Here is a 24,960-nt window from a genome sequence, read left to right on the forward strand (position 1 = left end):
GACGCACTACGTTGAGACCAGGACCGGCGCAGGCCACCCCAACCACCATTGACAAACACCACTTACGAAGGTGTCTGCCCCGCAACACGCCGCGCACAGTTGACATTCGGCGGTCGCTCGCGGCGCCCGCAAGCCCTCAGACCGCTACCGCCAAGCGGGCGGCGGGATGCAACCACTCGGCGACGTTGCGGACGTAGTCCTTGAATGCTTCCAGCCGCGAAGGATCCGCCTTGATCTGCGAGCCGGGGGGCTCGGCCACGAATGACGTTGCCCCGCAGCCGATATCCCAGTTGTAGTCGGCGAAATGGTGGAATGTCGACTGGGCGACGGCCCTTCCCATCGGACTACCGTCCGGAGCGCGCTCACCGTCGAGCAGAACCGCGAGGTTGAACACCCTGCCCGTCGTCGCACTTTTCCCCTGCGCGAGCACGGTGGCGTTCGGCACGCCGTCCGCCGAGACACGGGCGGTGAGCACACCACCGCCCGCAGAACGGAATCGCGTGATCGCCGCGGCATCGGCTGCGGTCAGCCCGTTTCCGACGTCGACGGCCATCAACCACAGTTGGTCATAGCCGAGCTGGTCGAGATGGCTGAGCACCGGATCGTCGTCGCCGTCGACCCGGTTGCGTGCGACCACCTCGTGGCCTGCGGCGCGCAGTTCGTCGGCCAGCATCGAGAACCTGGAGATGTCCCAGTCCTGCGGGTGAGCGCAGATCGTCGTCTGCAACAAAATTCTGGACATCGAAAGTCACTCCTTCACAGTGGAATCGGCGGGCACCCGCAGGTGCCTGCGCGCTGCGAGTTCTGCTTCGTCGACCAGCACCAGCATCGGCTGATCGGGAACGCAGAGCATCGTCACGGTGAAGCGACAGCGCATGTCGTCGCGGTTGTTGGCATCCGAGTAGTGGATGACGTCGCCGCCGGGTTCCCAGAACGCCTCACCGGCCCGGATCACCCGCGGCGGTTGGCCTTCCAGCTCGAACAGCATCTCGCCTTCGAGCATGTACCCGAACGCGGGACCTCCAGGGTGGCGATGTGGTGGGGCGCCGGGGCTTCCAGGTGGGTAGTCGACGACGACGGTCATCGCGTGCGCGTCCGCGGGGATGAACGGCGGTTGCGCCTCCTGCACAACGGTCAGAGCGCTCTCCCACGAGTTGTCCTGCTTCTCGGTCATTGTCGTTCTCCTCCAGTCGTTTAGTTCAGGTGGACGAGCCGCCACCGTCGACGTGCAATACCGAGCCGGTGATGAAGCTCGCGCGTGGTGAGGCCAAAAACAGCACCGCCTCGGCGATCTCCCGCGGCTTCGCCGTGCGCCCCAGCGGTAGCGCGCGGCCGAGCTCCTCGTTGGTCTCACCCCATTCGGCCTCGACGCCTTCCGTTTTCGTAGGGCCGGGGGCGACGCTGTTGACACGGACGCCGCCGGGCCCGAATTCGGCGGCCCACGTACGGGTCAGCGACTCGACTGCCGCCTTGGACGCGCTGTACACACCCGCTCCCGGCACACCTTTGGACGCGACCATCGTCGTGACATTGACGATCGAACCGTGTCCGCGCTGCAGCATCCCGGGCACCAGGCCCGCCGCCAGGAAGTACGAACCGCGCACGTTGGTGTCGAACGTCCGCTCGAACGCGCCGAGCTGCTGGTCGACGGTCGCCGCGGCCGGGAAAGCGGCGGCGTTGTTGACCAGGATGTCGACGTCGCCGGCCTGCTCGAGCAGCGACGTGACCGAATCCATATCCGCGAGGTCGGCCTGGACGAAGCGCACGTTGCCCTCGATGCCCGATGCGGCCCGCTTCCCCCGTTCACGGTCTCTGCCGGTGACGATCACCGCGGCTCCCTCGCGCGCGAACAGCCGCGCACACGCGAGCCCGATCCCGGCCGTGCCGCCGGTGATCAACGCGTTCTTGTAAGCCAGTTCCATTGCTGTTCTCCGATCAGGCGATGCAGGCTTCGGGGGTTTCCGCACGGTCGTGCGCGAGGTGGGCCAGCGCGATGCGCATCCGCTGCCTGGCACGCGAGATCCGCGACATCACGGTGCCCATCGGGATGTCGAGAATCTTCGCCGTCTCCGCGTAGGTGTATCCCTCGACGTCGGCGTAGTACAGGACCTCGCGGAAGCCCTCCGGCATCGCGGCCATCGCGGCTTTGACGTCGCCGTGGGGCAGGGCGTCGAGCACCTCGACCTCGGCCGAGCGCAGGCCGCCGGGTTGGTGTGCGGCGCAATCGAACAACTCGCCTTCGGTCATGTTGTCGGCCGGAACTTCGGTCACGCGACGTTGTTTGCAGCGGTGAGCGCTGACCCAGCGGTTGTAGAGGATGCGGAACAGCCACGCCTTGAGGTTGCTGCCCTCCCGGAAGGACTCGAACCCGCTGTACGCGTGCAGGAGCGCGTCCTGCAGCAGATCCTCGGCGTCCGCGTCGTTGCGGGCCAGCCGGCGCGCTCCCCGCCCCAGCACCTCGAACAGGGGTTGGACGTCGCGGGCGAACCGCGCGGCGAGCTCTGGGTCCGGCGCGGTGGGAGGGGACGTGATGGTCATGTTCCGATCTCCTCGAGTCGCGGGTGTCACGACTCACGTTCGTCGCTGCCCAGCTAAAGGGGACCCTTGATAACCCGTAGTCCTCGTCCGTAGTGCGTAGTGCGTAGCGGCGACCGGTGCCGGTCAGTCGCTGACGAAGCTGACCGTCTCCTCGAGCGGGGCCCGCCCGGTGCGGATGTAGCTCTCGCCGGGATCCTGGTAGCCGATCGACATACCGCAGAACAGCATGAGCTCGTCGGGCGGTTGCACGACGTCCGCGACGGTCTCGCGGACCTGGGACCAGGCCATCTGCGGGCAGCTGTGCAGACCCTCGGCCCGCAGCAGCAGCATCACGGTCTGCAGGTACATCCCCACATCCGCCCATTGCGGGCGACCGAGGTCCCGGTCGATGTAGCAGAACAGGGCCGCGGGGGCGCCGAAACAATCCCAGTTCGCGATCGCGGCCCGCTGCCGAGCCTCCCAGTCCTCACGTTCGATGCCCAGCGCGCTGTAGCGCTCCCTGCCGAACTCCGATCGGCGCTCGACGTACGGCGATTTCAGCTCGCGCGGATACAGCTGGTACTCCCGCTCATCCCATGGGTCTCCCGCGGCCACCCGCTCGGTGGCGAGCTTCTTCAGCCGCTCGAGCGGTTCGCCGGTCACGACGTAGATCCGCCACGGCTGCAGATTGGACCCCGACGGCGCCCACCTGGCGGCGTCGAGCACCCGCTGGAGCACCTCCACGGGGACGGGTTCGTCGGTGAACCCCCGCACTGCCCGTCTGCTCTTGACTGCGTCGTAGACGTCCATATCTCCTCCGCTTTTGGAGACCACGGCTTTCGTGATCACGCCTTTCGGCTGTGCTTTCAGCCTCGTCCGACCCGCCGTCCGGCGAACCCTTGAACGCCCGTGGTCGCCGGGGTCTACGAAGTCCGCGGATGAATAGTCGTCGGCCATCCGTTCCTGTTGATATGACCGTTGCAGGGCGGCAGATCGCGACCTCAGTCCTGGTGATCGGAACCGGTGGTGCGGGTCTGCGTGCCGCAATCGAGTTGGCGGAGCAAGGTCGAGACGTTCTCCTCGTCGGCAAGCGCCCCGTGGGCGACGCCCACACCACGTTGGCCGCCGGAGGCATCAACGCGGCGTTGGGCACCATGGACCCCGAGGACAGCTGGCAGCAGCACGCGGCAGACACCCTGACCGAGAGCTATCTGCTCGCCGATCCGGCCACCGTGCAGATCGTCACCGAGGGTGCCGCCGAGTCGATTCGGGACCTCGAGCGTTTCGGCATGACGTTCGCCCGCGAGCAGGACGGCCGGATCTCCCAGCGGTTCTTCGGTGCACACACGTTCCGCCGCACCGCGTTCGCCGGTGATTACACCGGGCTGGAACTGCAACGCACACTCGTCAAAAGGTCGACGCAGCTTGCGATTCCGATCCTCGACTCCGCCTACATCACCCGCCTCCTCGTCCGGGACAACACGGTCTTCGGTGCATACGGCTTCGACCTTCGAGACGGCACCCGCTACACCATCCACTGTGACGCGGTCATCCTCGCCGCAGGCGGTCACACCCGGATCTGGCGCCGCACCTCATCGCGGCGGGACGAGAACACGGGGGACTCTTTCCGGTTAGCGCTCGAAGCCGGTGGGCGGATCCGCGACCCCGAACTCGTTCAGTTCCATCCGTCCGGTCTGATCGAACCCGAGGACTCGGCTGGAACACTGGTGTCGGAGGCCGCCCGCGGAGAGGGCGGAATTCTGCGCAACGACCTCGGTGAGCGCTTTATGAAGCGCTACGACCCGGACCGCATGGAGCTGTCCACGCGCGACCGGGTCGCTCTCGCCGCCTACACCGAGATCAAGCAGGGACGCGGTACGCCCCGCGGCGGGGTGTGGCTGGATGTCTCACATCTGCCGCGGACACAGATCATGGAGCGACTCCCGCGGGTCTACCAGACTCTGATGGATCTGCAGTTGCTCGACATCACCACCACACCCATCGGAATCGCCCCGACGGCACACTATTCGATGGGCGGAGTGTGGGTTCGCCCCGAAGACCACAGCACCGACGTCGCGGGGTTGTACGCCATCGGTGAGGCCTCGAGCGGCCTGCACGGAGCCAACCGCCTCGGCGGCAACTCGCTGATCGAACTTCTGGTCTACGGCCGGATCGTCGGACGGGCCGCCGCCGCCTACTCTTTGGGGCTGGACGCCCAGATCCGCTCCAAGGCAGCGAATTCCGCGGCTCGTGACGAGGTCGACGAGGTGCTATACCGCAACGGCAGGGAGAACGTCCGGTCCCTGCAGCGCGCCCTGCGCAACGCGATGACCGAGCATGCCGGCGTGGTGCGAGACGAACCCGGGCTGCGCACAGGTCTGACCGAACTCGACGACATCGAGCGACGGCTATCCGACGTCGGCGTACACCCCGACATCGCGGGATTCCAAGACCTCACCCACGCCTTCGACCTCAAGGCGAGCGTCATCGCCGCGCGCGCCACGCTCGAGACCGCACTGGAACGCCGCGAGACCCGCGGCTGCCACAACCGCAGCGACTACCCGGATTTGGACGATCGACTCACCGTCAACCTCGTGTGGTCCGGTCCCGGACAGATCGAACACGAAGCGATCGCAGGCATACCCGCCGAGATCGCCAGCAGAATGCGCGCGGTGTCGGCGGACGGCAAGCTGGTCGAGTGATCAGCTCGCCCACGACACGGTGCGAAGCTGCCTGCGCGAAGTGATACCGAGCTTGACGAACACCTTTCGCAGATGCCACTCGACGGTGTGCGTGCTGATGAACAGCTGGGCGCCGATCTCCTGATTCGTCAGACCGTCGGCGGCGAGCCGGGCGATCTGGGCCTCCTGAGCGGTCAGCTCAGCGCCGCCAGGACTCGACTGCTGTTTGCGCACCTTCTCCCCGGTGGCCACCAATTCACGGCGCGCACGTTCGGCGAAGGCCCGCGCACCGATCCGCGTGAATGTCTCGTGGGCTTCGGTGAGTTCGCGGCGCGCGTCGGTCCGCCGGTTGGCCCGGCGCAGCCATTCGCCGTAGAGCAGCCGGGCCCGCGCGACGTGTACGACGATGCCTGCGCGGTCCAGACGTTCGATGGCCTCGGCGAACAGCCGGTCCGCTTCGTCGTCGTCGGCCAAAAGGGCCTGCGCGTTGGCCACCGCGCCCAGTCCCCAGTCGGTGCCGCTGGCGCCCCCCCGCTCCTCGAGCCGGCCAAGCGCCCACCTGGCCGCGTCGTCGGCCCCGGCGCGCGTCGCCGCCTCGACGAGTTCGAATAGACACCACCCGTGGATTCCGAAGTCGTCGTAGTCACATGCCTCCTGCGCCGCTGCGAGCGCCTCCTCGTAGCGGCCAAGGCCGTTGTACAACAACGCGGTCGCATAGCCGGTCAACCCGAGCACACGGCCTTCGCCCCTGGCGATCCCCTCGGCCGCGGCGCCTTCGAGCAGCGGGACCGCCTGCTCGACGTCACCGCGCCATGCCATCAGCAACAGCCAGTGATACCGCACCGCGGAATTGTGGTCGGTCGCCGCGGTGATCGACTCTGCCTCCTCGAGAAGCTGTTCGGCCGTGCCCAATTCACCGGCCAGGGTATGAACTCCGGCCCGGTAGATGAGGGCTCGCGGCAACCCGGCGAGCGCCCCGGACGAACGCGCGTAGCGCACCGCAGTGGCCGACAACTTGCGCAGGATCTGTTCGTCCCACAGTTCGTGGGCCGAAGACTCCTGCAGGATCGGGAATCCGGGAACCTTCAGCCAGCGCCCTACCGCGGCCTCGTCTGACTCTGCTTGATCGCACATCGCGTCCAACCCCTCCCGCAACGCGGCCCAGCCCTGTCCGACCCCACCGGTGATCCGTTCGGCCACCCCCTTGAGCAGATGGTCGATCGCGCGCGGCAGCTCCGAGACGTCCTGCAGCGCAACTCGTGCATCCTCGGCGGCTCGTACCAGCGCACCGGGCTCACCGAGGCGGCCCGCGTACATCAACGCCGCGATCCCTTCGAGATAGCTCTCTCGAGACGAGTAGCCGTCGACACCATGGAGGCGGCGGGCAGCATCGAGAAGTGGTGGCGCGGTTTCCGAGAGTCGCGGTGCACCGGCTTCACCGGCGCGGCTTCGGACGAAGTCCATCTGCGCCCGCAGCCGCGCTACCTGAGCCCGCTGCAGGTCGGTCAGCGGGCCGAGTTCGGCGATCGCCAGGAGTTCGTGCGCCGCTCCCGACGCCGCGGCATCCCGTTTGGCGTAAGCGGCCGCCAGCGCTCTGGCCCCGCGCAGCAGCGGGTCGGAGGTCAACGCGGTGGCCCGCTCCAGAAACGTTGCCGCCGCTGCCATTCCGCCCCTGCTCTGCGCGCGGGCAGCGGAGTCCTCCAACTCAGCGGCAATCGCCTCGTCGGGGCCGGCCGCGGCGTTGGCCGCATGCCACGCCCGGCGGTCCGGATCGACCGAAGGGTCGGTGACGTCGGCGAGCGCGCGGTGGACGGCGCGGCGGTCCGCCAGCTCGGCGGCACGGTAGGCGGCCGAGCGGATCAACGGGTGGTGGAACCGCATCCGCGGGCCGAACTCGATGAGACCGTCGGCCTCCGCGGGTGCGAGATCGTCGACCGGGATACCCAATTGCGCTGCGGCGCCGAGAAACAACGCGGCATCGCCGATCGGTTCGGCGGCGGCGATGAGCAATAGCTGCCGGGTAGGCGGCGGCAGCGACTCGATGCGGTGGATGAAGCCCTGTTCGACCGCTGCCGCCGACGAGCGTTTACCCGAGATCCAGAAGCCGCCGGACAGTTCGGTCGCCGACACGCTGCGCGGCACCTCGAGGATGGCCAGCGGAATGCCGCGGGTCTCCGCGACGATGCGGTCGCGTACTCGTGGGTCGATACCGCCGAACATGACCGACTCCAACAGTTCTCGCGCATCGGTGTCGGACAGCCCGCGGATCGGCAGCTCGGGCAGGCCGGCCAGCAGGTCAGGCTGGTCCCGCACCGCGAACACCAACGCGACGGGTTCGGCGAGCAGCCGGCGCGCGATGAAGCCGAGCGTCTGCACCGAAACCTGGTCCAGCCATTGCGCATCGTCGACGACGCAGAGCACGGGCTGTTCGTCGGCCGCGGCGGCCAGCACGCTCAACACGGCGAGCCCGACGAGGAACCGGTCCGGTGTCTCCCCGATGCCGCGGCCGAACGCGACGTTGAGGGCTTCGCGCTGCGGTTCGGGAATGGCGTCGAGATGCGTCATCAGCGGAGCGCACAGCTGCTGCAGGCCGGCGAACGCGAGTTCCATATCGGACTCCACGCCGGCGACGTGCACGATCTGGAATTCCGATGCGGTTTGGCAGACGTAGTCGAGCAGGGCCGTCTTACCGACACCCGCCTCGCCGCGCAGGACAAGCACCTGGCAGCTGCCCGATCGCACGGTCGCGACGAGGTTCTTCAGCGTCTCGCATTCGTGGGTACGGCCACGGAGGGCTTGTGCTCCACCCTGGCCAGACATAGACACCACCGCGCTCTGGGTGGACCCGCGACGGTCGCCGGCTTACCCGATCTGATCTTGGATCGTACGAGGCGCGCCCCGAGGGGTCCACACCGCGGTTTGTGCACATCCGGGAGCGGTCAGCGCTCCCGTACGTGCACAAACCGCCGCCGGGGTGGGGGTCAGGCCCTGGCGGCGGCCGCAAGAATCCAGTCCTCGAAGCGCGTGCCGAACAACGTCGCGCGCTCACCGGGCACCAGGGTGCGTTCGGCCAGGTCGATACCCCAGTATTTCGCCGAGGGGTCGGCGACGACCTGACGGGTGTCGCCGCGGGCGGTCAGCGCGGTCCGGATCAGATCGGGCAGCAGGAACTCCACCGGTCCACCGATCTCGACGATGCGGTTCACCGGCTCGTTCACCGCGGCGATGGCGAGCCCTTCGGCGACGTCGGCGGCGGCCATCGGCTGGAAGTACACCGGCGGCATCCGCACCGTGTCGCCCTCGGTCGCCGAGTCGGCGAGCGTCTGCAGAAACTCGAAGAACTGCGTGGCGTGCACGATGGTGAACGGGATCGGCCCGTCGCTGATCAGCCGTTCCTGGTCGAGTTTGGCCTGGAAGTAGCCGCTCTGCGGGGCCATCTGCTCGGTGCCCACCACCGACAACGCGACGTGGTGGCCGACGTCTGCGGCTTCTTCGGCCTCGAGCAGGTTCGTCGTCGCGGTCCGGAAGAACTCTTGGGCCGAGTCGTCGAGCTGCGGCGAGTTCGACACGTCGACAACCACGTCGGCGCCTTCGAGCACATCGCGCAGGCCCTCGCCGGTGAACGTGTTGACGCCGGTCGACGGCGCCGCGGCCACCGTGTCGTGGCCCTGCCGGTCCAGTATCTGCACCAGTTTCGAACCGATGAGGCCGGTTCCGCCGATGACGACGATCTTCATGATGAGCCTTCCGTTTGTTCGACAGCTTCCTGTCCGCCAGAACGGATGACGGCTCGCGAACTCATCCCCTGTCCCCGAAACCCGCCCCGCGAGCGACCGCGTCTGTACGCAGCACGCCGCGCACATCCGGCATTGCGCGGTCGCTCGCGGCAGTTGAGGGACCCGTCAGGGCAGTTGAGGGGCCCGTCAGGGCGGTTGAGGGGCCCGTCAGAACGCGTAGCGCACCCGGCACGCCGGCAGCTTGGCGGCGATCAGGTCGGTCAGCTCGGTGACCCAGCGGCCCTTCCACGGCGACTTGTACCGCACGTTCCACTGCCCGCTCTGGCTGCGCTTGACCTGTTGAAGATCTGGACGCCACAGCAGGTCCTCCCCTTTGGGATGCCAGCCGAGGTTGACGTCGTGCAGACCCTCGTTGTGGGTCAGGAAGATGATCTCGGCGGCCAACTGCCGCTTGGTGCGATCCGACGTGCCGTCGGCGACCTGTTCGAGTAACTCCGCCCAGTCTGCGAGCCAATTCTCGTGGACGACAACGGGACTGAAGTTCAAGTGGACTTCGTAGCCGGCGTCGACGAAATCGTCGATCGCGGCGATCCGCTCGGCGATCTTCGACGTGCGCACGTCGAGCACCCGCGACGTCTCGGCCGGCATCAAGCTGAACCGCACGCGGGTTCCGCCGCGCGGGTCGTAGTCGAGCAGATCGCGGTTGACGAGTTTGGTCGCGAAGCTGGCTTTGGCGTTGGGAATTCGCGCGAACAATTCGACGAGATCGCGCACGTTGTCGGAGACCATCGCGTCCACCGAACAGTCGCTGTTCTCGCCGATGTCGTAGACCCAGTCGACGGGATCGCATTGGTTCGGTTGCGGCTTCACACCTTGCCGCGCGACGTGACGTTCGAGGTATCGGGTGATTTTCTCGATGTTGGTGAACACCGTGATCGGGTTGGCGTAGCCCTTACGGCGCGGGACGTAGCAGTACGAGCACGCCATCGCGCAGCCGTTCGCGGTGGACGGTGCGATCCAGTCGCTGGACCGCTCGTTGCGGCGCGCACTCAGGCTCTTCTTCTCGCCCAGCACCAGGACTTCCCGCTTGTTGCGGACCCAGTCCTCTACGTTGCCCTCGTTTCCGTACAGACCCGGTATCGCCTGATGTGACAGCACCTCGATGCGCTCGGCGTCGGGGTAGCGCTCGAGCACCTGACGCGCGCGGGGGAACCGTTCGATGTCGGGCTCGTGGTAGATCCGCTTGATGTCGAGCAGCCGGTCGGCGAGGGCGGCCGGTGTGCGTCGCTGCACGACGTTGGAGTTCACCGTCGAGGTCATGGTTCGTTCAACGAACGACGGACACACTCCGATGCAGTTGATCTTGTTGACGGGCAATGATGTTCCTCACCTCCCGAGAGATGGCCCGCGATGTCGCGCGCAATCGGCGAGGCCTGCATCCGGAAGGACCGCAGCGGCCCGATCAGCGGCTCGTCGTATCCAGCGAACCACAGCCCCGGCGCGGCACACGGAAGCCCGTTGACCTTCGGCCGACCCCGCCTCGTCCAGCACGCCGTGGTGGCCGACCAGCGGTTCCAGTCCTCGCCGATAACCGGTCGCGGCGATCACCACGTCGGCAGACAGTGTGCTGCCGTCCGAGAGCACCACGCTGTCGCCATCGAACGAGTCCACTGCTGCGACGATCTCGATGCGCCCGGCTTTGACATACGGGACGAGCTGGTCGCCGATCGTCGGAATCTGCTCGTCGGTCAACAGCACCGTGTAGATGCCGCTGCGGGGTGCGGGCAGGCCCTGACGGCGAAGGTCTCCGAACCACGCCCTGCGCATCAATGCGGCCGCCTGATCCAGCACCGGCACCGGCAGGCGCTCGAACGCGGCGCTGAACGCGTCGACCGGAATTCCTGCGGCCGACCGCGGGACGAGATGCGGGGGCGTGCGAACCGCCATCCACACGCGGCGGGCCATCCCGTCGCTGAGCTGCAACGCGATGTCGGTCGCCGAGTTCCCCGCGCCCGCCACCAGGACGTCGCGGCCGGTGTACGGCGTGGCGTTGCGGTAGTGCTCGGAGTGCAGCACCTCACCGGCGAACCCGTCGATTCCCGGCCACTCGGGCAGCGCGGGGGTGTGGTAGTTGCCGGTCGCGATGACGACGGCGGCCGCGGTGATCGGCGCACCGTCGGTATCCAGCCGCCAACCGTGCGGCTCGCGGTCGACCCGAAACACGGTGCGGCCCAGAGCCAATCGAATGCGCTGTCGGCGTACGTAATCGTCGAAGTAGTCGACCATGTCGTCTCGGGTCGGCCAGCGCCCGTAGCGCAGAGGGATCCGCTGCCCGGGCAGATGCGACCACCACCCGCAGGTGTTGAGCCGGAACCCGTCGTAGCGGTTGCGCCACGCCGATGCGACGGCGTCGGCGCGATCCACCACGAGCGCATCGACATCGCACTCGTGGCGGAGCTGACGTGCGATCGCCAGCCCGCAGGGACCCGCGCCGACGATGACGACGGACTCGTCGTGCTCGGCCATCTAGGGCAGGTGTCTTGTGGTCAGCAAGCCCTTGGTGAGGTCGCGTTGGAACTGTTCGATCAGCGACCGGCGCCGCAGGGGCGGGCTCTCGGCGTGCGCCTCCTGAGCCACTCCGCCGATGACGTCGGCGAGCGCGTCGACCGCATTCCACCGTGGCGCCCACTCCAGTTCGGCCTGGGCGCGCCCGCGGTCCAGCAGCGGAACGCTGAACGCCATGTCGATCCAGCCCCGGTCGATGGGCTGCAGCCGCGCCCGCCAGCTGACATCGACCAGAGCCCCGAGCACCCCCGACGGCACGTGGACCGGTTTGGCGTTCAGCACCTCGGCGACCTGCTCGCGGCCCACCGGGGGTTCGGCCGCCAGGTTGAACGGTCCGCTGGCACCACGTTCGACCACCCTGGCCAACGCGTCGGCGACATCGTCTGCGTGGACCAACGGGATGCACAAGCGGCGGTCGAGCGGCAGCACGGGAAGCAGCGGAACCGCGAGCATCGGCACGTAGCCGGGCAGCGCGTACCGCATCAGGCCGCTGGCCGCGGCGCGCTGCACGATGAAGCCGGGGCGCATCCGCGCGATCGGGACGCCCGCCTCGCCGTTCTGGCGTTCGTAGTCGTCGAGCAGCGCTTCCGCGTCCGACTTGTCGCGGCTGTAGGGCGAAGTCCGGATGCCGGTGGTCGGCCATGACTCGTCGACGTACTGGCCGTAGCGGCCCGGCGCGTACGCGCCCACCGACGACTGGTGCACAAGCCGGCCGACCCGCGCGTCATGGGCGGCCTCGAGGACGGCCGTGGTGCCGCCGACGCCGACGCGGTTCAGGTATTCGGTGTTGCGGGTCGGCTGAAAACCCCACGCGAGGTGGATGACGGCGTCGGCGCCGTCGAAGACCCCGCGCAACTGGGTCGCCGCATCCGGGTCGGCGAGGTCGAGATTGAGCCAGCGAATGCGCCCGTAGACGCCGGTCGGCTCGGGCGGCCTTCGCACCACGCCGACGATGTCGTGTCCGGTGTCGCTCTCTGTCAGCCGCCGCAGCAGCGCGGTCCCGACGTTGCCGGAGGCTCCGGTGATGACGATGCGCATGCCGAAAGACTTCCCGCAACGCGCCCTATCAACACGGGCTATACGGCCGCGGCGGTCTCACCCTCGAGTTGGCGAGCGCGGACGTCGTTGAGGAACCTGCCGACCTCGACCGCCAGCCGTCGCGCATGAGACGAGTCAACGAGGTCGAATGCGTGGCCGGCACGCCGAATCTCGCTGTACTCCACCCGGTTTCGTGACACCGCCCTCAGCTTGTCGGCGAATACGCGGGCCTCACCGACCGGGATGATGGTGTCCTGCTCCCCGTGGATGAGGAAGAACGGCGGCGCGTCCGCGTGGATGCGGGCCAGCGGTGAGGCGGCCTCGAACACGTCGGGGTGCTTGGACTGCGAGCGGCCTACGACAACTCGTTCCAGGAAGTTCTGGAAGTTCTTACGGGTGGGGGTCGACCGGTCCTGCCAGTCGTAGCGCCCGTAGATCCCGACCACCGCGTCGACGGTGGTGTCGGCGTCGTCGGTGAGCTCGCCGCGGAACCTCGGGTCGCCGGGGGTGAGGGCCGCCAGGGAGGCCAGGTGTCCGCCCGCGGAGCAGCCCGCGACCGCGACGAAGTTTCGGTCGCCGCCGTACTTGTCGACGTTGGCCCGGGCCCACGCGATCGCGGCGTTGACGTCGGCGATATGACGGGGCCAGCGGTGCACCGGGGACACCCGGTAGTCCATGGTCAGACAGACCCAGCCCTGCTTGACCAGGTGGTGCAACATCGTGTGGCCCTGCATGACGCGGGAGCCATGCACCCACGCGCCGCCGGGGACGAACAGCAGCACCGGCGCATCGGGCGGCAGGTCGGGCAGCCGCCACACGTCAAGCAGCTGCGCGGGATGGTCGCCGTAGCGCACCGAGCTGCGATAAAGGCACCGCTGGCGCTGAGCGCGGAAACGCAGATAGGGCGGCGTGCGCTTCCCGCGCGAAGGCGTGATGGCCTCACCGGGCACATCGGCGGGCGCGGCCTCTGCGGCGTCGGGGCTCAGTCGGCGCGAGGCCATGCCGCGGAGCGCTGCCGGTGCGTAGTGGTGGCCGTACATCATCATCGCGGTCAGGCCGGCAAACGGCTCGAGGTGCTTGCCGACCACGGGCAGCGACGCGTACATCCGCGTCGAGGCCATGACGAGATCGAACGGATGCAGCGAGCGGTAAAGAGACATGGTCAGCCGGCCATCGCCAGGTCGGGCTCGCCCGCCCGGCCGCTGCAGGGCTCGCAAACGGCCTCTTCGAGGCTGAAATGCCCGCATGTGGGGCAGATGAACTCGAGCATGCGTTACGCCTTTCGAGACTTGTGTCATGCCGACTTTCTGCAGCGCGCCTCACATACCCCGGCCTTGGGGGGCCAAAACCCGCCGTTATCGATCTGATGCGTCAGTACTGTGGCCTCCGTGAAGTACTTGGAGGTCGAGGGAGTGGGCCGGGTAAGCCGCATTGGGCTTGGGACCTGGCAGTTCGGGTCTCGGGAGTGGGGCTACGGCGACAGTTACGCCGCCGGTCCGGCGCGAGAAATCGTGCAGCGTTCGCTGGCGCTGGGCGTCACGTTGTTCGACACGGCCGAGATCTATGGTTTCGGCAAGAGCGAACGGATCCTCGGCGAGGCGCTGGGCGACCAGCGCGCCGACGTGGCGGTGGCCAGCAAGGTCTTCCCGGTCGCCCCGTTCCCGGCGGTGGTCAAGCAGCGCGCGCACGCCAGCGCGCGGCGGCTGGGGCTGCAGAAGATCCCGCTGTATCAGATCCACCAGTCCAACCCGGTGGTACCCGATTCGGTGATCATGCCGGGGATGCGCGACCTGATCGACGACGGCGTGATCGGCGCGGCGGGCGTGTCGAACTACTCGCTGTCGCGCTGGCAGCGGGCCGACACCGCGCTCGGACGACCGGTGATCAGCAATCAGGTGCATTTCTCGCTGGCCCATCCCCAGGCGCTCGAACGTCTGGTGCCGTTCGCCGAGCGGGAGAACCGCATCGTGATCGCTTACAGTCCGCTGGCCCAGGGCCTGCTCGGCGGCAAGTACGGCCCCGACAACCGGCCCGGCGGCGTGCGCGCGACGAACCCGCTGTTCGGTACCGAGAACCTGCGGCGGGCCGAACCGCTGCTGCAGACGCTGCGCGACGTCGCCGCCGATGTCGGCGCGAAACCCGCGCAGGTGGCGCTGGCGTGGCTGATCCACCTGCCCAACGTCGTTGCGATCCCCGGCGCGTCCAGCGTCGAACAACTCGAGTTCAACGTGGCAGCCGCCGACATCGAGCTCAGCACCGATGCGCAGGAGGCGCTCACCGCCGCCGCCCGCGCTTTCCGTCCGGTGTCCGCGGCTCGCTCCCTGGCGGACACGGTGCGTGAGAAGCTCGGCGCCCGCTAACCTTTCAGCTTCCCGTCGAGGTACTCGCTGCGGCAGGCACCGCGGGCCAGCTTGCCGCTGGTCGTGCGCGGAATGACGCCGGCAGCGACGAACCGGATGTCGGCGACCGGGATCCCGTGCCGCGCAAGCACATCGGCGCGGATCGCGTCGATCCCCGGTGCGGGGTCGTTGCGAGCGGTTCCTGTCGCGCGTTCGGCGACGATCACGAGGCCTGCACCGTGGGGCGCGGGCACGGTGAACGCGGTGACGTGTCCGGCTCGTGCCATCGCCGAGGCGCCTTCGGCGGTCGATTCGATGTCCTGCGGATAGTGGTGTCTGCCGTCGATGACGATTAGATCGGCGCGCCGTCCGGTGACGAACAACTCACCGTCGAGGTAGACGCCGAGATCGCCGGTACGCAACCAGTTCGCTTCCTCGGCAACGCCTTCCGCGTGGCTGGTGGGCGTGATCCGGGACCCGAGCCGGGCGCCGAAGGCGCGGCGCGACTCGTCGGGTCGACCCCAGTAGCCGCGCCCGAGGTTGTCGCCGTGCAGCCAGATCTCACCGACACTTCCGTCGGGGAGTTCGGCGCCGGTGTCGGGATCGACGATGACGGCCCACTGGCTGCGCGCCACCTTTCCGCAGGACACGTGGGCCACCGCATGGGGCGAATCGCCGGCGACGGGCACCGCACGGCCCGCCCTGAGCTGCGCCCGGTCGAGGTGCACCGCGGTGGCGCGGGCGTCGGGTTCGATGGTCGCGACGAACAGTGTGGCCTCGGCGATTCCGTAGGACGGCCGGAATGCGTTCGGCGGCAAGCCGTATGGCGTGAACGCGTCGTTGAAGGCGGTGATCGCGTCGATGCTGACGGGCTCCGAGCCGATGATGAGCACCGCCTTGCTCAGGTCCAGGGCGTCACCTTCTGCGGGTCGGCCGCGTTGTGCGGCGTATTCGTAAGCGAAATTCGGTGCGGCCGTGACCACGCGGCCTTCGCGCGACCCGTCCGACAGCGCCCTGAGCCAGCGTTGCGGGCGACGGATGAACGCGGTGGGCGACATCAGCGTCGAATGTCCGCCGTACACGGCGGGAAACCCGATCATCGAAAGGCCCATGTCGTGGAACAGCGGTAACCAGCTGACACCGTGTACTTTTCGGTCGAGGAGGTCGATGGACAGGATCATCTGGATCAGGTTCGTGCCGACCGCGCGGTGCGTGATCTCGACGCCGGCCGGAGGTCGCGTCGCACCCGAGGTGTACTGCAGATGGGATACGGCGTCGAGCGGCAGCTCCACCGGCTCGAATTCGCCTGTCGCGCTGATTTCGTCGAGAACGACGACGCGCGGAGTCGGGACGCCGTCGAGGCCGGACAGGAAGCTGCGCACGTTCGCGGCCGCGACCGCTGTAGTCACCACGACCGACGGTTCGCAGTCGCGCAGTGCGGTCTCCAGTCGTTGTGCGTGGCCCTGTAGCTCGGGCGCGAACAGCGGGACCGCGATCGCGCCCGCTTTGATCGCACCGAAGAAGGCGACGACGTAGTCGAGTCCCTGCGGCGCAAGTATCGCGACGCGGTCACCCCTCCGGGTCACGCGTTGCAGGCTCGCGGCGACCGCTCGCAGGCGGACGCCGAGTTGTTTCCAGGTGAGCTCGACGACCCGCCCGTCTCCGGTGTGGTCGAGGTAGCGGTAAGCAGGCGCGTCGCCGACATTGGCGATGTTGCGGTCGATCAGCGAGATCAGGTTCACCCCGGCGGGCACCGCGATCTGGCCGTCGGCGTCCAGGCAGTCCTCGATCCGCAGCAACCCGTCGTGCGGTACGGGACGGGACGTCATGGGAGCAGTCTAGGTACCGGCTGCGCTGACTCCTGGTACGGCTGTACCAGAGGGGTTACTGCTCCAACGTCAGCACTGTGATGTCCGGCGGGGCTCCGATACGCACCGGCGGACCCCAGTAGCCGGCGCCGCGGGTCACGTACAACTGGGTGTCCTCGACGGTCGACAGGCCCGCGAGCGCGGGTTGCACGGCGCGCACGACGTAGTGGAACGGCCACATCTGCCCGCCGTGGGTGTGCCCGGACAGCTGCAGGTCGACCCCGCGCGCGGCGGCCTCCTCGACGAGCACCGGCTGGTGCGCAAGCAGCACCGTCGGCCCGGCGGACGAAACCCCCGCGAGGGCGCGGTCGAAATCCGGTCCGTCCGAAACTCTCTCACCGGCAAGGTCGTTGACCCCCGCCAGGTTGAGGACCGCACCGCCACGGCGGATCGGGGTGTTTTCGTTGCGCAGCGGTTGAATGCCCAACCGCTCCATCTCGCGTAGCCATTCCAGTGTGTCGCCGACGAAGTACTCGTGGTTCCCGGTGACGAAGAAAGAACCCTCGCGGGCGGTCAGATCGCCCAATGGCGCTGCGGCCGGGCCGAGTTCGGCGACGGAGCCGTCGACGACGTCACCGACGATCGCGACGAGGTCGGGGGCGGTCTCGTTGATCATCTCGACGATCCGCGCGGTGTGTGCCCTGCCTGCCAGGGGTCCGAGGTGGATGTCGGACACCACCGCAACGCGAAACCCGCGAAACGCCGGGTCCAGGTTGCGCAGCCGCACCGGCACCCGCAGCACGTCGGGCGGCCCCACCGCGGTGGCCGTGCCGACGCCGACCAGGCCCACCGACGCGGCACCCGCGGCCAAGGCGCTCGCGCGGGCCAGGAACAACCGGCGGCTCAACCCGTTCGGATCCTCGGGTGTCGCCGCCGGCGCCTCGCGGACCCACCCTCGCAGCACCAGCCGTACGGGTTCGAGCACCAGCAACATCAGCAGCAGGTATGCGGCCAGCCCGAACCACACATAGCCAGGCCAGGCGTACCACCCCGCGTCGACCGGACCGGTCAGCCGGGGCAGGAACAGCGCCGCGAGAAGCAGCCCCGCCAACCCGGCGAAGCCGACGCTCAGTATCCAGCGGACCCTGCCCGGCCGGGTGGTGTCCTTGATCAGGCGCTTCCACAAATAGGCGTGCATCAGCGCGAGCACCGTGCCCAGGATGACGATGAACATGGCGCCTTTCAGTGGTTTCGGTGCGCTACCGATCGATTGGCGACTGGTAGCGCACCGAAATCGCAGGTGTTACAGCGAGACCGTTCCGTAGTCGCCGACGTGCTCGATCAGCGTGCGGAGCTGGTCGTCGGTGGTACCGAACGTGTTGTCGATGGCCGTGAGCCGCGCCGCGTAGTGGCCGACGGGATACTCCGCGGTCATCCCGATACCGCCGTGCAGCTGGATCGCCTCCTGCGCGATATGCCGGCCCGAGCGCCCGATCTGGAACTTGGCCCGTGCGGCGATCACCGGGTCGAACCTGCCGTCGGCGATCGTCATCGCGGCGTAGTAGTTCATGCTGCGCGCGAGTTCGAGCGAGACGTACATGTCGGCCGCACGTTGCGTCAGCGTCTGGAACTTGCTCAGCGGAACGCCGAATTGCTTTCGGCTGGTGAGGTACTCGGTGGTGAGCCGCAGCGCCTCCTCCATCGCTCCGACCGCCTCCGAGCACAGTGCCGACTGATAGCGGATGACCGTTCGCGCGACGTGTTCGATCGCATCCCCGCCCCCGCCAAGAGGTTCGGCGGGTGTGGAGTCGAACTCGAGCTGTGCACCACCGCGGCCGTCGAACGTCCGATACGGCGTCCGATTCACCGACGCGCCATCGACGACGAACAGCCCCACGCCGCCGCCGGGCAGCGCCGCGGTCACGACGATCGTGTCGGCGGTGTCGCCGGCCAGCACCGGATTCTTGCGCCCGGTGAGCGTCCAGGTATCGCCGCTCTGTTCGGCGCGCGTGGCGGGTTCGGCCGACGGCAGCCGCGCGCCGGGCTCCGCATGCGCGAAGGCCAGCAACGTCTCGCCGGTCGCCACGGCTTCGAGAATCCCCTTCTGCTGGTCGCTGCCCACCTCGGCGATCAGGGCGCCGGGGACCATCGCGGCCTGCGCGACCGGTTCGGGCGCGAGCCGCCTGCCGATCTCGGTCAGCACCACCATCACCTCGATCTGGCCGGCCTCCGTCGGGTCGAAACCGAGCCCGAGGATGCCCACCTCGGCCAGTTGGCCCCACACCTGACGGCTCCAGCCGGGTTCGCCTTCGGGCCGGACGCTTTCGCGGCCCGCCAGCACGTCGCGGGTGACGTCGCGCAGTAGTTGCTGTTCCTCGGTCAGGTCGAAATCCACGGCAGGCTCACAATCCCAGGATGGTCGAAGCGATGATGTTGCGTTGAACCTCGTTGGTACCGCCGTAGATCGACGTCTTCCGATAGTTCAAGTAGCGGGGCGCGGCGTCCTGCGCCCAGGTCGGCACGTCGATATCACCGGCGTCGAACGGCAGTGCCTCCGGCCCGGCCACCTCGACGAACAGCTCGGTGGCGGCCTGCTGCAGCTGGCTGCCGCGCAGCTTGAGGATCGACGACGCGGGGTTGGGCTTACCGTCGGCCTCGGATCCGCTGACCCGCATCTGCGTGAGCTCCAGCGCGAGCAGCCCGGTTTCGATCTCGGCCACCCGCGCCGCGAACAGCGGGTCCTCGAGCAGCGGTGTGCCGTTGACCTCGAGCTTGGCGGCGTGTTCCTTCACCTGTGCCATCCACAGTTTGGTCAGCCCGATGCGGGCGATGCCGGTGCGCTCGTTGCCGAGCAGGAACTTGGCGTAGGTCCAGCCCTGGTTCTCCTCGCCGACGAGCTGATCGGCCGGGATTCGCACGTCCTCGAAGAAGACCTCGTTGACCTCGTAGCTGCCGTCGATCAGCTCGATCGGGCGCAGCGTGATGCCCGGCGTCGACATCTCGGCCAACAGGAACGAGATGCCGGCCTGCCGCTTGGGCGCATCCGGGTTGGTGCGCGCCAGCAGGAAGATCCAGTCGGCGTACTGACCGAGCGTCGTCCACGTCTTCTGGCCGTTGACGACGTAGGTGTCCCCGTCGCGCACGGCCGTGGTCCGCAGCGACGCGAGGTCGGAGCCGGCCTCCGGTTCGGAGAAGCCCTGACACCACCAGATGTCGATGTTGGCCGTAGGCGGCAGGAACCGTTCCTTCATGGCCTGCGAGCCGAACTGGGCGATCACCGGGCCCACCATCTTGGTGTTGAACGCCAGCGGTTCGGGGACGCCGGCCAGCTGCATCTCGTCGAGCCAGATCTGTCGCTGCAGCGGCGTCCAGTCCTTGCCGCCCCACTCGACCGGCCAGTTCGGTACGGCCAGGCCGTTGGCGTGCAGGATCCGCTGGCTGGTGACCATGTCCTCGGGGAACTTCGAGTGCCCGGTTTTGCCCCGCTCGCGGATGTCCTCGGGAATCTCGGAGGTGTAGAACCGTCGCAGCTCCTCGCGGAATGCCGCGTCCTCGTCACTCAACGCCAACTTCACGGTCTACCCCGTTCCTCTCGTGCGGTTGCCGGCCGGGTACCCGCCTTCGGCCCGGCTTGCCCATCCATGTGGCTCCATCCGCATTGTGCTCGTCCTACTTCCATGCGAAGACCGGTTGCTCGAGTTCGTCGACCGGATCGTGACGGCCCTCCAGGCACAGCCAACGCAACTGCAGGAGCACGGCGCCGGTCGGCGCGTGGATCAGGTCGTTGCCCAGCGGGACCTGCACGACGGGTCGTGGGCTCTCCGGAATCTCGATGAACCGCGGGGAGTCGGGGCGCTGCAGCTGATGCAGGCCCACCCGGTACACCGCGACGACCTCCTCTGGCGCAGGCCGCGGGTCGAGCCGTCCCCCGCCCCAGATCACCACCGGGGTGATGACGTATCCCGACCGCGTCGGGTAGTCGTCGAGCAGACCCAACACCGTCGAATCCGGCAGCCTGACACCGACCTCCTCGTCGAGCTCACGCAACGCCGCGTCGACCACGGTCTCGCCCGGGTCCAGCCGGCCGCCCGGCAACGCCCACTGCGCGGCGTGCGACGTCAACCTGGATGCCCTGCGGCACAGGAAGAAAGCGGCGCCACCGGAGACGTCGACGATCCGGCCGTCGAGCCGAGCGTCGGGCATGCCTCGCCCGTCGTTCCAGCCTTCGACGTCGACAGGGTCCACCCTGTCCTCGCCGACCTCGGAGTCGACGAGCACGACGGCGACCGCGGCGTGGCGTTTCGTCGGATCGCTCACGGCGCGACGGTCGTGTCCCGACAGGTTCGCTTCGATCCGCTCGCGCAGCGACTCGTCGTAGGTGATCGTCACCGCTCGACCATAGTTTCGCGGGGTTTCGTCGGCACCGTCCGGGGCAACTCCCTCCAGACCACAGCCCATACGGAAGGGATCGACATGGCACTCGACGATGACGACATGACCACCTCGGGCGCAGGCGGCGAGGGGACCGCTGACGGCGGTTCCAACCCTGAAGGACACGACGGCGGCGCCGACGGCACAGCGGGTGGCGAGGGTGTCGCCGACGGCGGCTCCAACCCCGAAGGACACGACGGCGGCGCCGACGGCACAGCCGGTGGCGAGGGTGTCGCCGACGGCGGCTCCAATCCCGAAGGACACGACGGCGGCGCCGACGGAACCGCGTGACCCCTGACCGATGATGCTTCGGCGCTGCGCTGCGGTTGACGCCGGACGGTTCGCCGACGAGTACTGGGGCCGTCAACCGTTGCTCACCCGGGCCGACGCGTTGCCCCGCGACTTCAGCGATCTGCTCTCGCCCGAGACGGTCGACGAACTGATCGCCGAGCGCGGGGTTCGCGCGCCGTTCATCCGGCTGGCCAAAGAGGGCGACGTCCTGCCCAAGGACTGCTATCTGGGGCCTGCCGGCTTCGGCGCGGAGATTGCCGACCAGATCGACTCGGCCAAGCTGCTGAGCCAGTTCGCCTCGGGCGCAACGATAGTGCTGCAGGGCCTGCACCGGCTGTGGCCTCCGCTCATCGACTTCGTCCGGCAGACGGTCGACGAGTTCGGCCATCCGGTGCAGGCCAACGCCTACATCACCCCGCCGGTGAACCGGGGCTTTGATCCGCACTACGACGTACACGACGTCTTCGTTCTGCAGGTGTCGGGGCAGAAGCGCTGGATTGTGCACGAGCCGGTGTACGAGCACCCGCTGCCGTCGCAGCCGTGGACGGGGCATCGCGCGGCGATCGATAAACGGGTGGCGCGAGACGCGCCGGTCATCGACACGGTGCTCGAGGAGGGCGACGCCCTCTATCTGCCGCGCGGGTGGGTGCATTCGGCGCAGGCGTTGCAGATGACGTCGATCCACCTCACCATCGGGATCTCCCCGGTGACGGCGGCCGACGTGGCGCGCGCCGTCGTCGACCAGTTGGCCGCCGACGCGGCCTTCCGTGGGTCTCTGCCCATGGGTGCCGCCGATGCGGATGAGACGATGGCGACGGTGTCGAAGGTCATGGCGGAAATGGTCGGGTCGCTGCGAGACGATGCGGCGACCCTAAGCGCGGGCGCTGCCGCGCACTTGGCAAGGCGTCACGCCGACCGGACCCGTCCCGTGGCCGTGCGGCCGCTGGCCGCCCTTGCGGCATCCGAGCGAGCCGCGCAGACGGCCGTCCGGTGGCGACATGGGCTGAGCGCAACCGTCGGCCAGTCCGGCGACCGGATCGTGCTGCGCCTGCCGGACCGGACCATCACGTTCCCGCAGATCTGTGGCGCCGCCGTTCGTGCCCTGCACGAGGGAACCGTCGTCGACGCGGCGAGTACGCCCGGCCTGGACGCCGCCGACGCGGCGGTCCTGATCCGGCGGTTGCTGCGGGAGGGTGTCCTCGTTCCCATGAGCAGCGCCGTTCCCGTGCAACGGAACTCGCCGGCAGACGCCGGATGACGGTCGCCAAGAGGATCCCGTGCAGCGATCAATCGCTGGCCCGCGACGACCCGATGTACGGCACTGCATCGGCGGGCTCGTCGTGGCTGCTGCTCGAGTTGAGCGGCGCCTGGGGCCCATCGGCGTTCCTGCAGTCACCGGCCTGCATTGACCCGCAACTCGGCCGCGCGATCGTGCGTCGGGCCGAGAAGGCGGGTATGCGCATCGCCGCGATCCGCAAGCACGGCCGTCGACCCGACACACCGCGGTGGCGTTGGTTTGTGGCGCACTGCGGCGTCGGCGAGGAGGCACTGCACCACGGAGAGGTCGACGACCCTCGTGACCTTCTCGAGCTCGCGCTGGACGGCAGCGACGGGAGCGTGACGACCGATCCGCTGGTCGCGATCTGCTCGCACGGCAAGCACGACCAATGCTGTGCGGTGCGCGGCCGCAGCGCATGCCGCGCGATCGCTGCGGAGTACCCGGAATTCACCTGGGAGTGTTCTCATCTCGGCGGTGACCGGTTCGCCGCGACCATGCTCATCCTGCCGGAAGGGCTGTGCTACGGCAGGGTGGACTCCGCCGACGCCGCTGGGCTGGTGCGCCTGTACCTCGAGGGCCGGTTGGACAGCCGGTTCCTGCGCGGACGCACATCGCTTCCGCACGCCGTGCAGGCGGCCCAGTACTTCGCCCGCGAGCGCTACGGCGACGACCGTATCGACGCGCTGCACCCGTTGCACGTCGAACGCGGTGAGCACCTCATTCAGGTTTTGCTCGACGGTGAGGCCGGTCCCATCGAGGTGATCCTGCACGAGGAGTTGTCCGAACCCCTTCTGTCGCAATGCCATGCTCGGGTGGAAGGTCAGGTACGCGTATTCACGCTCGGCTCCATGGGACCCCACGAGGTCTAGTCCGCCGCTGGACGGGATGGGATAGTTCGACGGTGCCGCAACGACGCCGAGACCACCGGCCACCGTCCACCGGTTCGACGGAGAAGGAGGTACTGGTCGGGTTTCTCGACTACCTGCGGACCTGCGTCGTCGACAAGGTGCAAGGCGCACCCGAACCCGCGGTGCGCATCGCGGGTGTGCCGTCGGGCACGAACGTGCTCGGGTTGCTCAAACACCTTGCGCACGTGGAGCGCTACACGTTTCTCGGCGAACACGTCGACGACTGGCCGGCGACCCTTCAGGCGGGGCCTGCCGAAACCATCGAAGGTCTGGTCGACGCCTACCGGGATGCGATCACGCGGGCCAACGCGGTCATCGCAGCGTGTGAGGACCTGGCGTCGCGCGCGCCACGGCCGACTAAGGGCGGCTCGGGGCCCTCGATGCGGTGGGCGCTGGTCCACATGATCGAAGAGACCGGTCGGCACGCGGGCCATATGGACATCCTGCGCGAACAAATCGACGGTGCGACCGGGCGGTGAGGTTCAGGCGGCGGCCCGGCCGAAATACAGTTCCTGAGTCGCCAGGCAGACCAGCTGGCCCGCCCGGTTGTACATCGTCGATGTGGTCAGCCCGCGACCGGCGACGCCGCTGGGCGAGAACTGGTCGGACAGCACCCAATCCGACATGTCGACCGGCCGGTGGAACCACAGCGCGTGGTCGATCAGCGCGTTGAACGTCCCGATCGGGGTGGCGCCGCGCATGGCGAGCGCCGTCTCGACCATCGTCGTGCCCGACAGGTAGGCCAGCAGGCAGCTGTGCAGCACCTCGTCGTCGGCCACCGGCTCGCCGGGCCGCCACCACATCCGCGTCCGCGGCGACGGTTCGCCGAGCTCGAGCGCCAAGCGTGGTGGCGGGTCGACGTAGCGCAGGTCGAACGGCTGCGGACGCACCCAGAAGCCGTTGTGCTCGTCGGCGAAGGCCGCCAGTTGCTGCTGAACCGGCACAAGCGAATCCGGTTCCGGCACATCGGGAATCGGCTGGTGATAGTCGAGTGAATCGACGGGCGCGCTCAGCGACACCAGCGCCTCGAGCAGAATCTGGTCGTCCTGGACCGCGGTCACCTGACGCGTCGACAGCGTTCCGCCGTCGCGTGCCACGTCAACGTGCAGGTCGACCGGATAGCGGGCATCGCCTGCGCGCACGTAGTAGACGTGCGCGCTGTGCGGCGTGCGGCCGGGAGCCGTCCTGCTGGCCGCCATCAGGGCCTGGCCGGCGATGTGTCCGCCCACGATGTGGTGTGCCGGGTTGTCGAGTTGCGTCGCGACGAAGTGCCGGTCGCCCCGTCGGTCCACTTCGAGCGTGGTGATGATGTCGGCGAGGGTCGGCGCGCGGTAAGTCACCCCCGGCATCATGCCAGTGCGATTTC

General features: G+C 68.3%; 23 protein-coding genes. 6 read left to right on the top strand and 17 right to left on the bottom strand.

Translation table 11 applies throughout. The annotated features are described in order from the left end of the window. Positions 1-136: 136 nt before the first annotated feature. The 5 genes from AU192_RS11360 to AU192_RS11380 form a co-directional block, all read right to left on the bottom strand. Positions 137-742: a hypothetical protein gene (locus tag AU192_RS11360; RefSeq protein WP_064396127.1), complete on the bottom strand. Its 606-nt coding sequence runs from the start codon at positions 740-742 to the stop codon at positions 137-139. 6 nt (positions 743-748) lie between these two features. Next, complete coding sequence (locus AU192_RS11365; RefSeq protein WP_064396129.1) at positions 749-1,174, bottom strand: cupin domain-containing protein; 426 nt, start codon at positions 1,172-1,174, stop codon at positions 749-751. A gap of 25 nt (positions 1,175-1,199) precedes the next feature. After that, entirely contained in the window at positions 1,200-1,922 is a 723-nt protein-coding gene (locus AU192_RS11370) for an SDR family NAD(P)-dependent oxidoreductase (RefSeq protein WP_064396131.1), read from the bottom strand. 13 nt (positions 1,923-1,935) lie between these two features. Next, positions 1,936-2,538: a sigma-70 family RNA polymerase sigma factor gene (locus AU192_RS11375; protein WP_064396133.1), complete on the bottom strand. Its 603-nt coding sequence runs from the start codon at positions 2,536-2,538 to the stop codon at positions 1,936-1,938. A gap of 123 nt (positions 2,539-2,661) precedes the next feature. Beyond that, positions 2,662-3,327 carry a nitroreductase gene (locus tag AU192_RS11380; protein WP_064396136.1) on the bottom strand — a complete coding sequence of 222 codons (666 nt, stop codon included), beginning with the start codon at positions 3,325-3,327 and terminating at the stop codon, positions 2,662-2,664. Between the two features lie 161 nt (positions 3,328-3,488). Between AU192_RS11380 and AU192_RS11385 the strand changes: the two genes are divergently transcribed. Beyond that, positions 3,489-5,219 carry an FAD-dependent oxidoreductase gene (locus tag AU192_RS11385; RefSeq protein ID WP_064396137.1) on the top strand — a complete coding sequence of 577 codons (1,731 nt, stop codon included), beginning with the start codon at positions 3,489-3,491 and terminating at the stop codon, positions 5,217-5,219. Here AU192_RS11385 and AU192_RS11390 read toward each other — a convergent pair whose 3' ends face one another. The 6 genes from AU192_RS11390 to AU192_RS11415 form a co-directional block, all read right to left on the bottom strand. Then, positions 5,220-8,018, bottom strand: coding sequence for a helix-turn-helix transcriptional regulator (locus AU192_RS11390; RefSeq protein WP_064396139.1), 2,799 nt, complete (start codon positions 8,016-8,018; stop codon positions 5,220-5,222). It abuts the gene before it with no gap. Between the two features lie 161 nt (positions 8,019-8,179). Then, the gene (locus AU192_RS11395; RefSeq protein WP_064396140.1) at positions 8,180-8,935 is read right to left on the bottom strand and encodes an SDR family oxidoreductase; all 756 of its coding nucleotides are present in this window, start codon (positions 8,933-8,935) and stop codon (positions 8,180-8,182) included. A gap of 207 nt (positions 8,936-9,142) precedes the next feature. After that, positions 9,143-10,255, bottom strand: coding sequence for a spore photoproduct lyase family protein (locus tag AU192_RS11400; RefSeq protein ID WP_064396142.1), 1,113 nt, complete (start codon positions 10,253-10,255; stop codon positions 9,143-9,145). Between the two features lie 66 nt (positions 10,256-10,321). Beyond that, positions 10,322-11,461: a flavin-containing monooxygenase gene (locus AU192_RS11405; protein WP_242656940.1), complete on the bottom strand. Its 1,140-nt coding sequence runs from the start codon at positions 11,459-11,461 to the stop codon at positions 10,322-10,324. Next, entirely contained in the window at positions 11,462-12,538 is a 1,077-nt protein-coding gene (locus tag AU192_RS11410) for an NAD-dependent epimerase/dehydratase family protein (protein WP_064396144.1), read from the bottom strand. It abuts the gene before it with no gap. Positions 12,539-12,576: 38 nt separating this feature from the next. Beyond that, positions 12,577-13,698, bottom strand: a complete 1,122-nt coding sequence (locus AU192_RS11415) for an alpha/beta hydrolase (RefSeq protein ID WP_120275593.1) — start codon at positions 13,696-13,698, stop codon at positions 12,577-12,579. A 228-nt stretch (positions 13,699-13,926) separates the two neighbouring features. Here AU192_RS11415 and AU192_RS11420 point away from each other — a divergent pair, with 228 nt between their 5' ends. Further along, positions 13,927-14,898 carry an aldo/keto reductase gene (locus AU192_RS11420; protein ID WP_064396229.1) on the top strand — a complete coding sequence of 324 codons (972 nt, stop codon included), beginning with the start codon at positions 13,927-13,929 and terminating at the stop codon, positions 14,896-14,898. Here the strand turns inward: AU192_RS11420 and AU192_RS11425 are convergent. The 5 genes from AU192_RS11425 to AU192_RS11445 form a co-directional block, all read right to left on the bottom strand. Next, positions 14,895-16,706, bottom strand: coding sequence for a fatty acyl-AMP ligase (locus tag AU192_RS11425; RefSeq protein ID WP_064396146.1), 1,812 nt, complete (start codon positions 16,704-16,706; stop codon positions 14,895-14,897). The genes AU192_RS11420 and AU192_RS11425 overlap by 4 nt on opposite strands. A 55-nt stretch (positions 16,707-16,761) precedes the next feature. Then, complete coding sequence (locus tag AU192_RS11430; RefSeq protein WP_064396148.1) at positions 16,762-17,919, bottom strand: metallophosphoesterase; 1,158 nt, start codon at positions 17,917-17,919, stop codon at positions 16,762-16,764. Between the two features lie 69 nt (positions 17,920-17,988). After that, positions 17,989-19,080 carry an acyl-CoA dehydrogenase family protein gene (locus AU192_RS11435; RefSeq protein ID WP_064396150.1) on the bottom strand — a complete coding sequence of 364 codons (1,092 nt, stop codon included), beginning with the start codon at positions 19,078-19,080 and terminating at the stop codon, positions 17,989-17,991. Between the two features lie 7 nt (positions 19,081-19,087). Further along, positions 19,088-20,260 (bottom strand): acyl-CoA dehydrogenase family protein, encoded by a 1,173-nt coding sequence (locus AU192_RS11440; RefSeq protein ID WP_064396152.1) that lies wholly within the window; start codon positions 20,258-20,260, stop codon positions 19,088-19,090. 94 nt (positions 20,261-20,354) lie between these two features. Next, a complete protein-coding gene (locus tag AU192_RS11445; protein ID WP_064396154.1) occupies positions 20,355-21,074 on the bottom strand; it encodes an NUDIX hydrolase in 720 nt (239 codons plus the stop codon). 84 nt (positions 21,075-21,158) lie between these two features. Between AU192_RS11445 and AU192_RS11450 the strand changes: the two genes are divergently transcribed. From AU192_RS11450 to AU192_RS11465, 4 genes are read left to right on the top strand one after another with little or no spacing between them, the layout of a single operon-like run. Then, positions 21,159-21,407: a hypothetical protein gene (locus tag AU192_RS11450; protein ID WP_064396157.1), complete on the top strand. Its 249-nt coding sequence runs from the start codon at positions 21,159-21,161 to the stop codon at positions 21,405-21,407. Positions 21,408-21,420: 13 nt separating this feature from the next. Beyond that, positions 21,421-22,665 carry a cupin domain-containing protein gene (locus AU192_RS11455; protein ID WP_064396231.1) on the top strand — a complete coding sequence of 415 codons (1,245 nt, stop codon included), beginning with the start codon at positions 21,421-21,423 and terminating at the stop codon, positions 22,663-22,665. Beyond that, a complete protein-coding gene (locus AU192_RS11460; protein WP_064396159.1) occupies positions 22,662-23,555 on the top strand; it encodes a sucrase ferredoxin in 894 nt (297 codons plus the stop codon). Before AU192_RS11455 ends, AU192_RS11460 begins: the two co-directional genes overlap by 4 nt. A gap of 32 nt (positions 23,556-23,587) precedes the next feature. Next, positions 23,588-24,073: a DinB family protein gene (locus AU192_RS11465; protein ID WP_064396161.1), complete on the top strand. Its 486-nt coding sequence runs from the start codon at positions 23,588-23,590 to the stop codon at positions 24,071-24,073. A 3-nt stretch (positions 24,074-24,076) separates the two neighbouring features. Here the strand turns inward: AU192_RS11465 and AU192_RS11470 are convergent, their stop codons facing one another. Continuing rightward, positions 24,077-24,943: an acyl-CoA thioesterase gene (locus AU192_RS11470; RefSeq protein ID WP_242656941.1), complete on the bottom strand. Its 867-nt coding sequence runs from the start codon at positions 24,941-24,943 to the stop codon at positions 24,077-24,079. Between the last annotated feature and the right edge of the window lie 17 nt (positions 24,944-24,960).

Source organism: Mycobacterium lehmannii, from assembly GCF_001499925.1.
GTDB classification, from domain to species: Bacteria; Actinomycetota; Actinomycetes; order Mycobacteriales; family Mycobacteriaceae; genus Mycobacterium; species Mycobacterium lehmannii.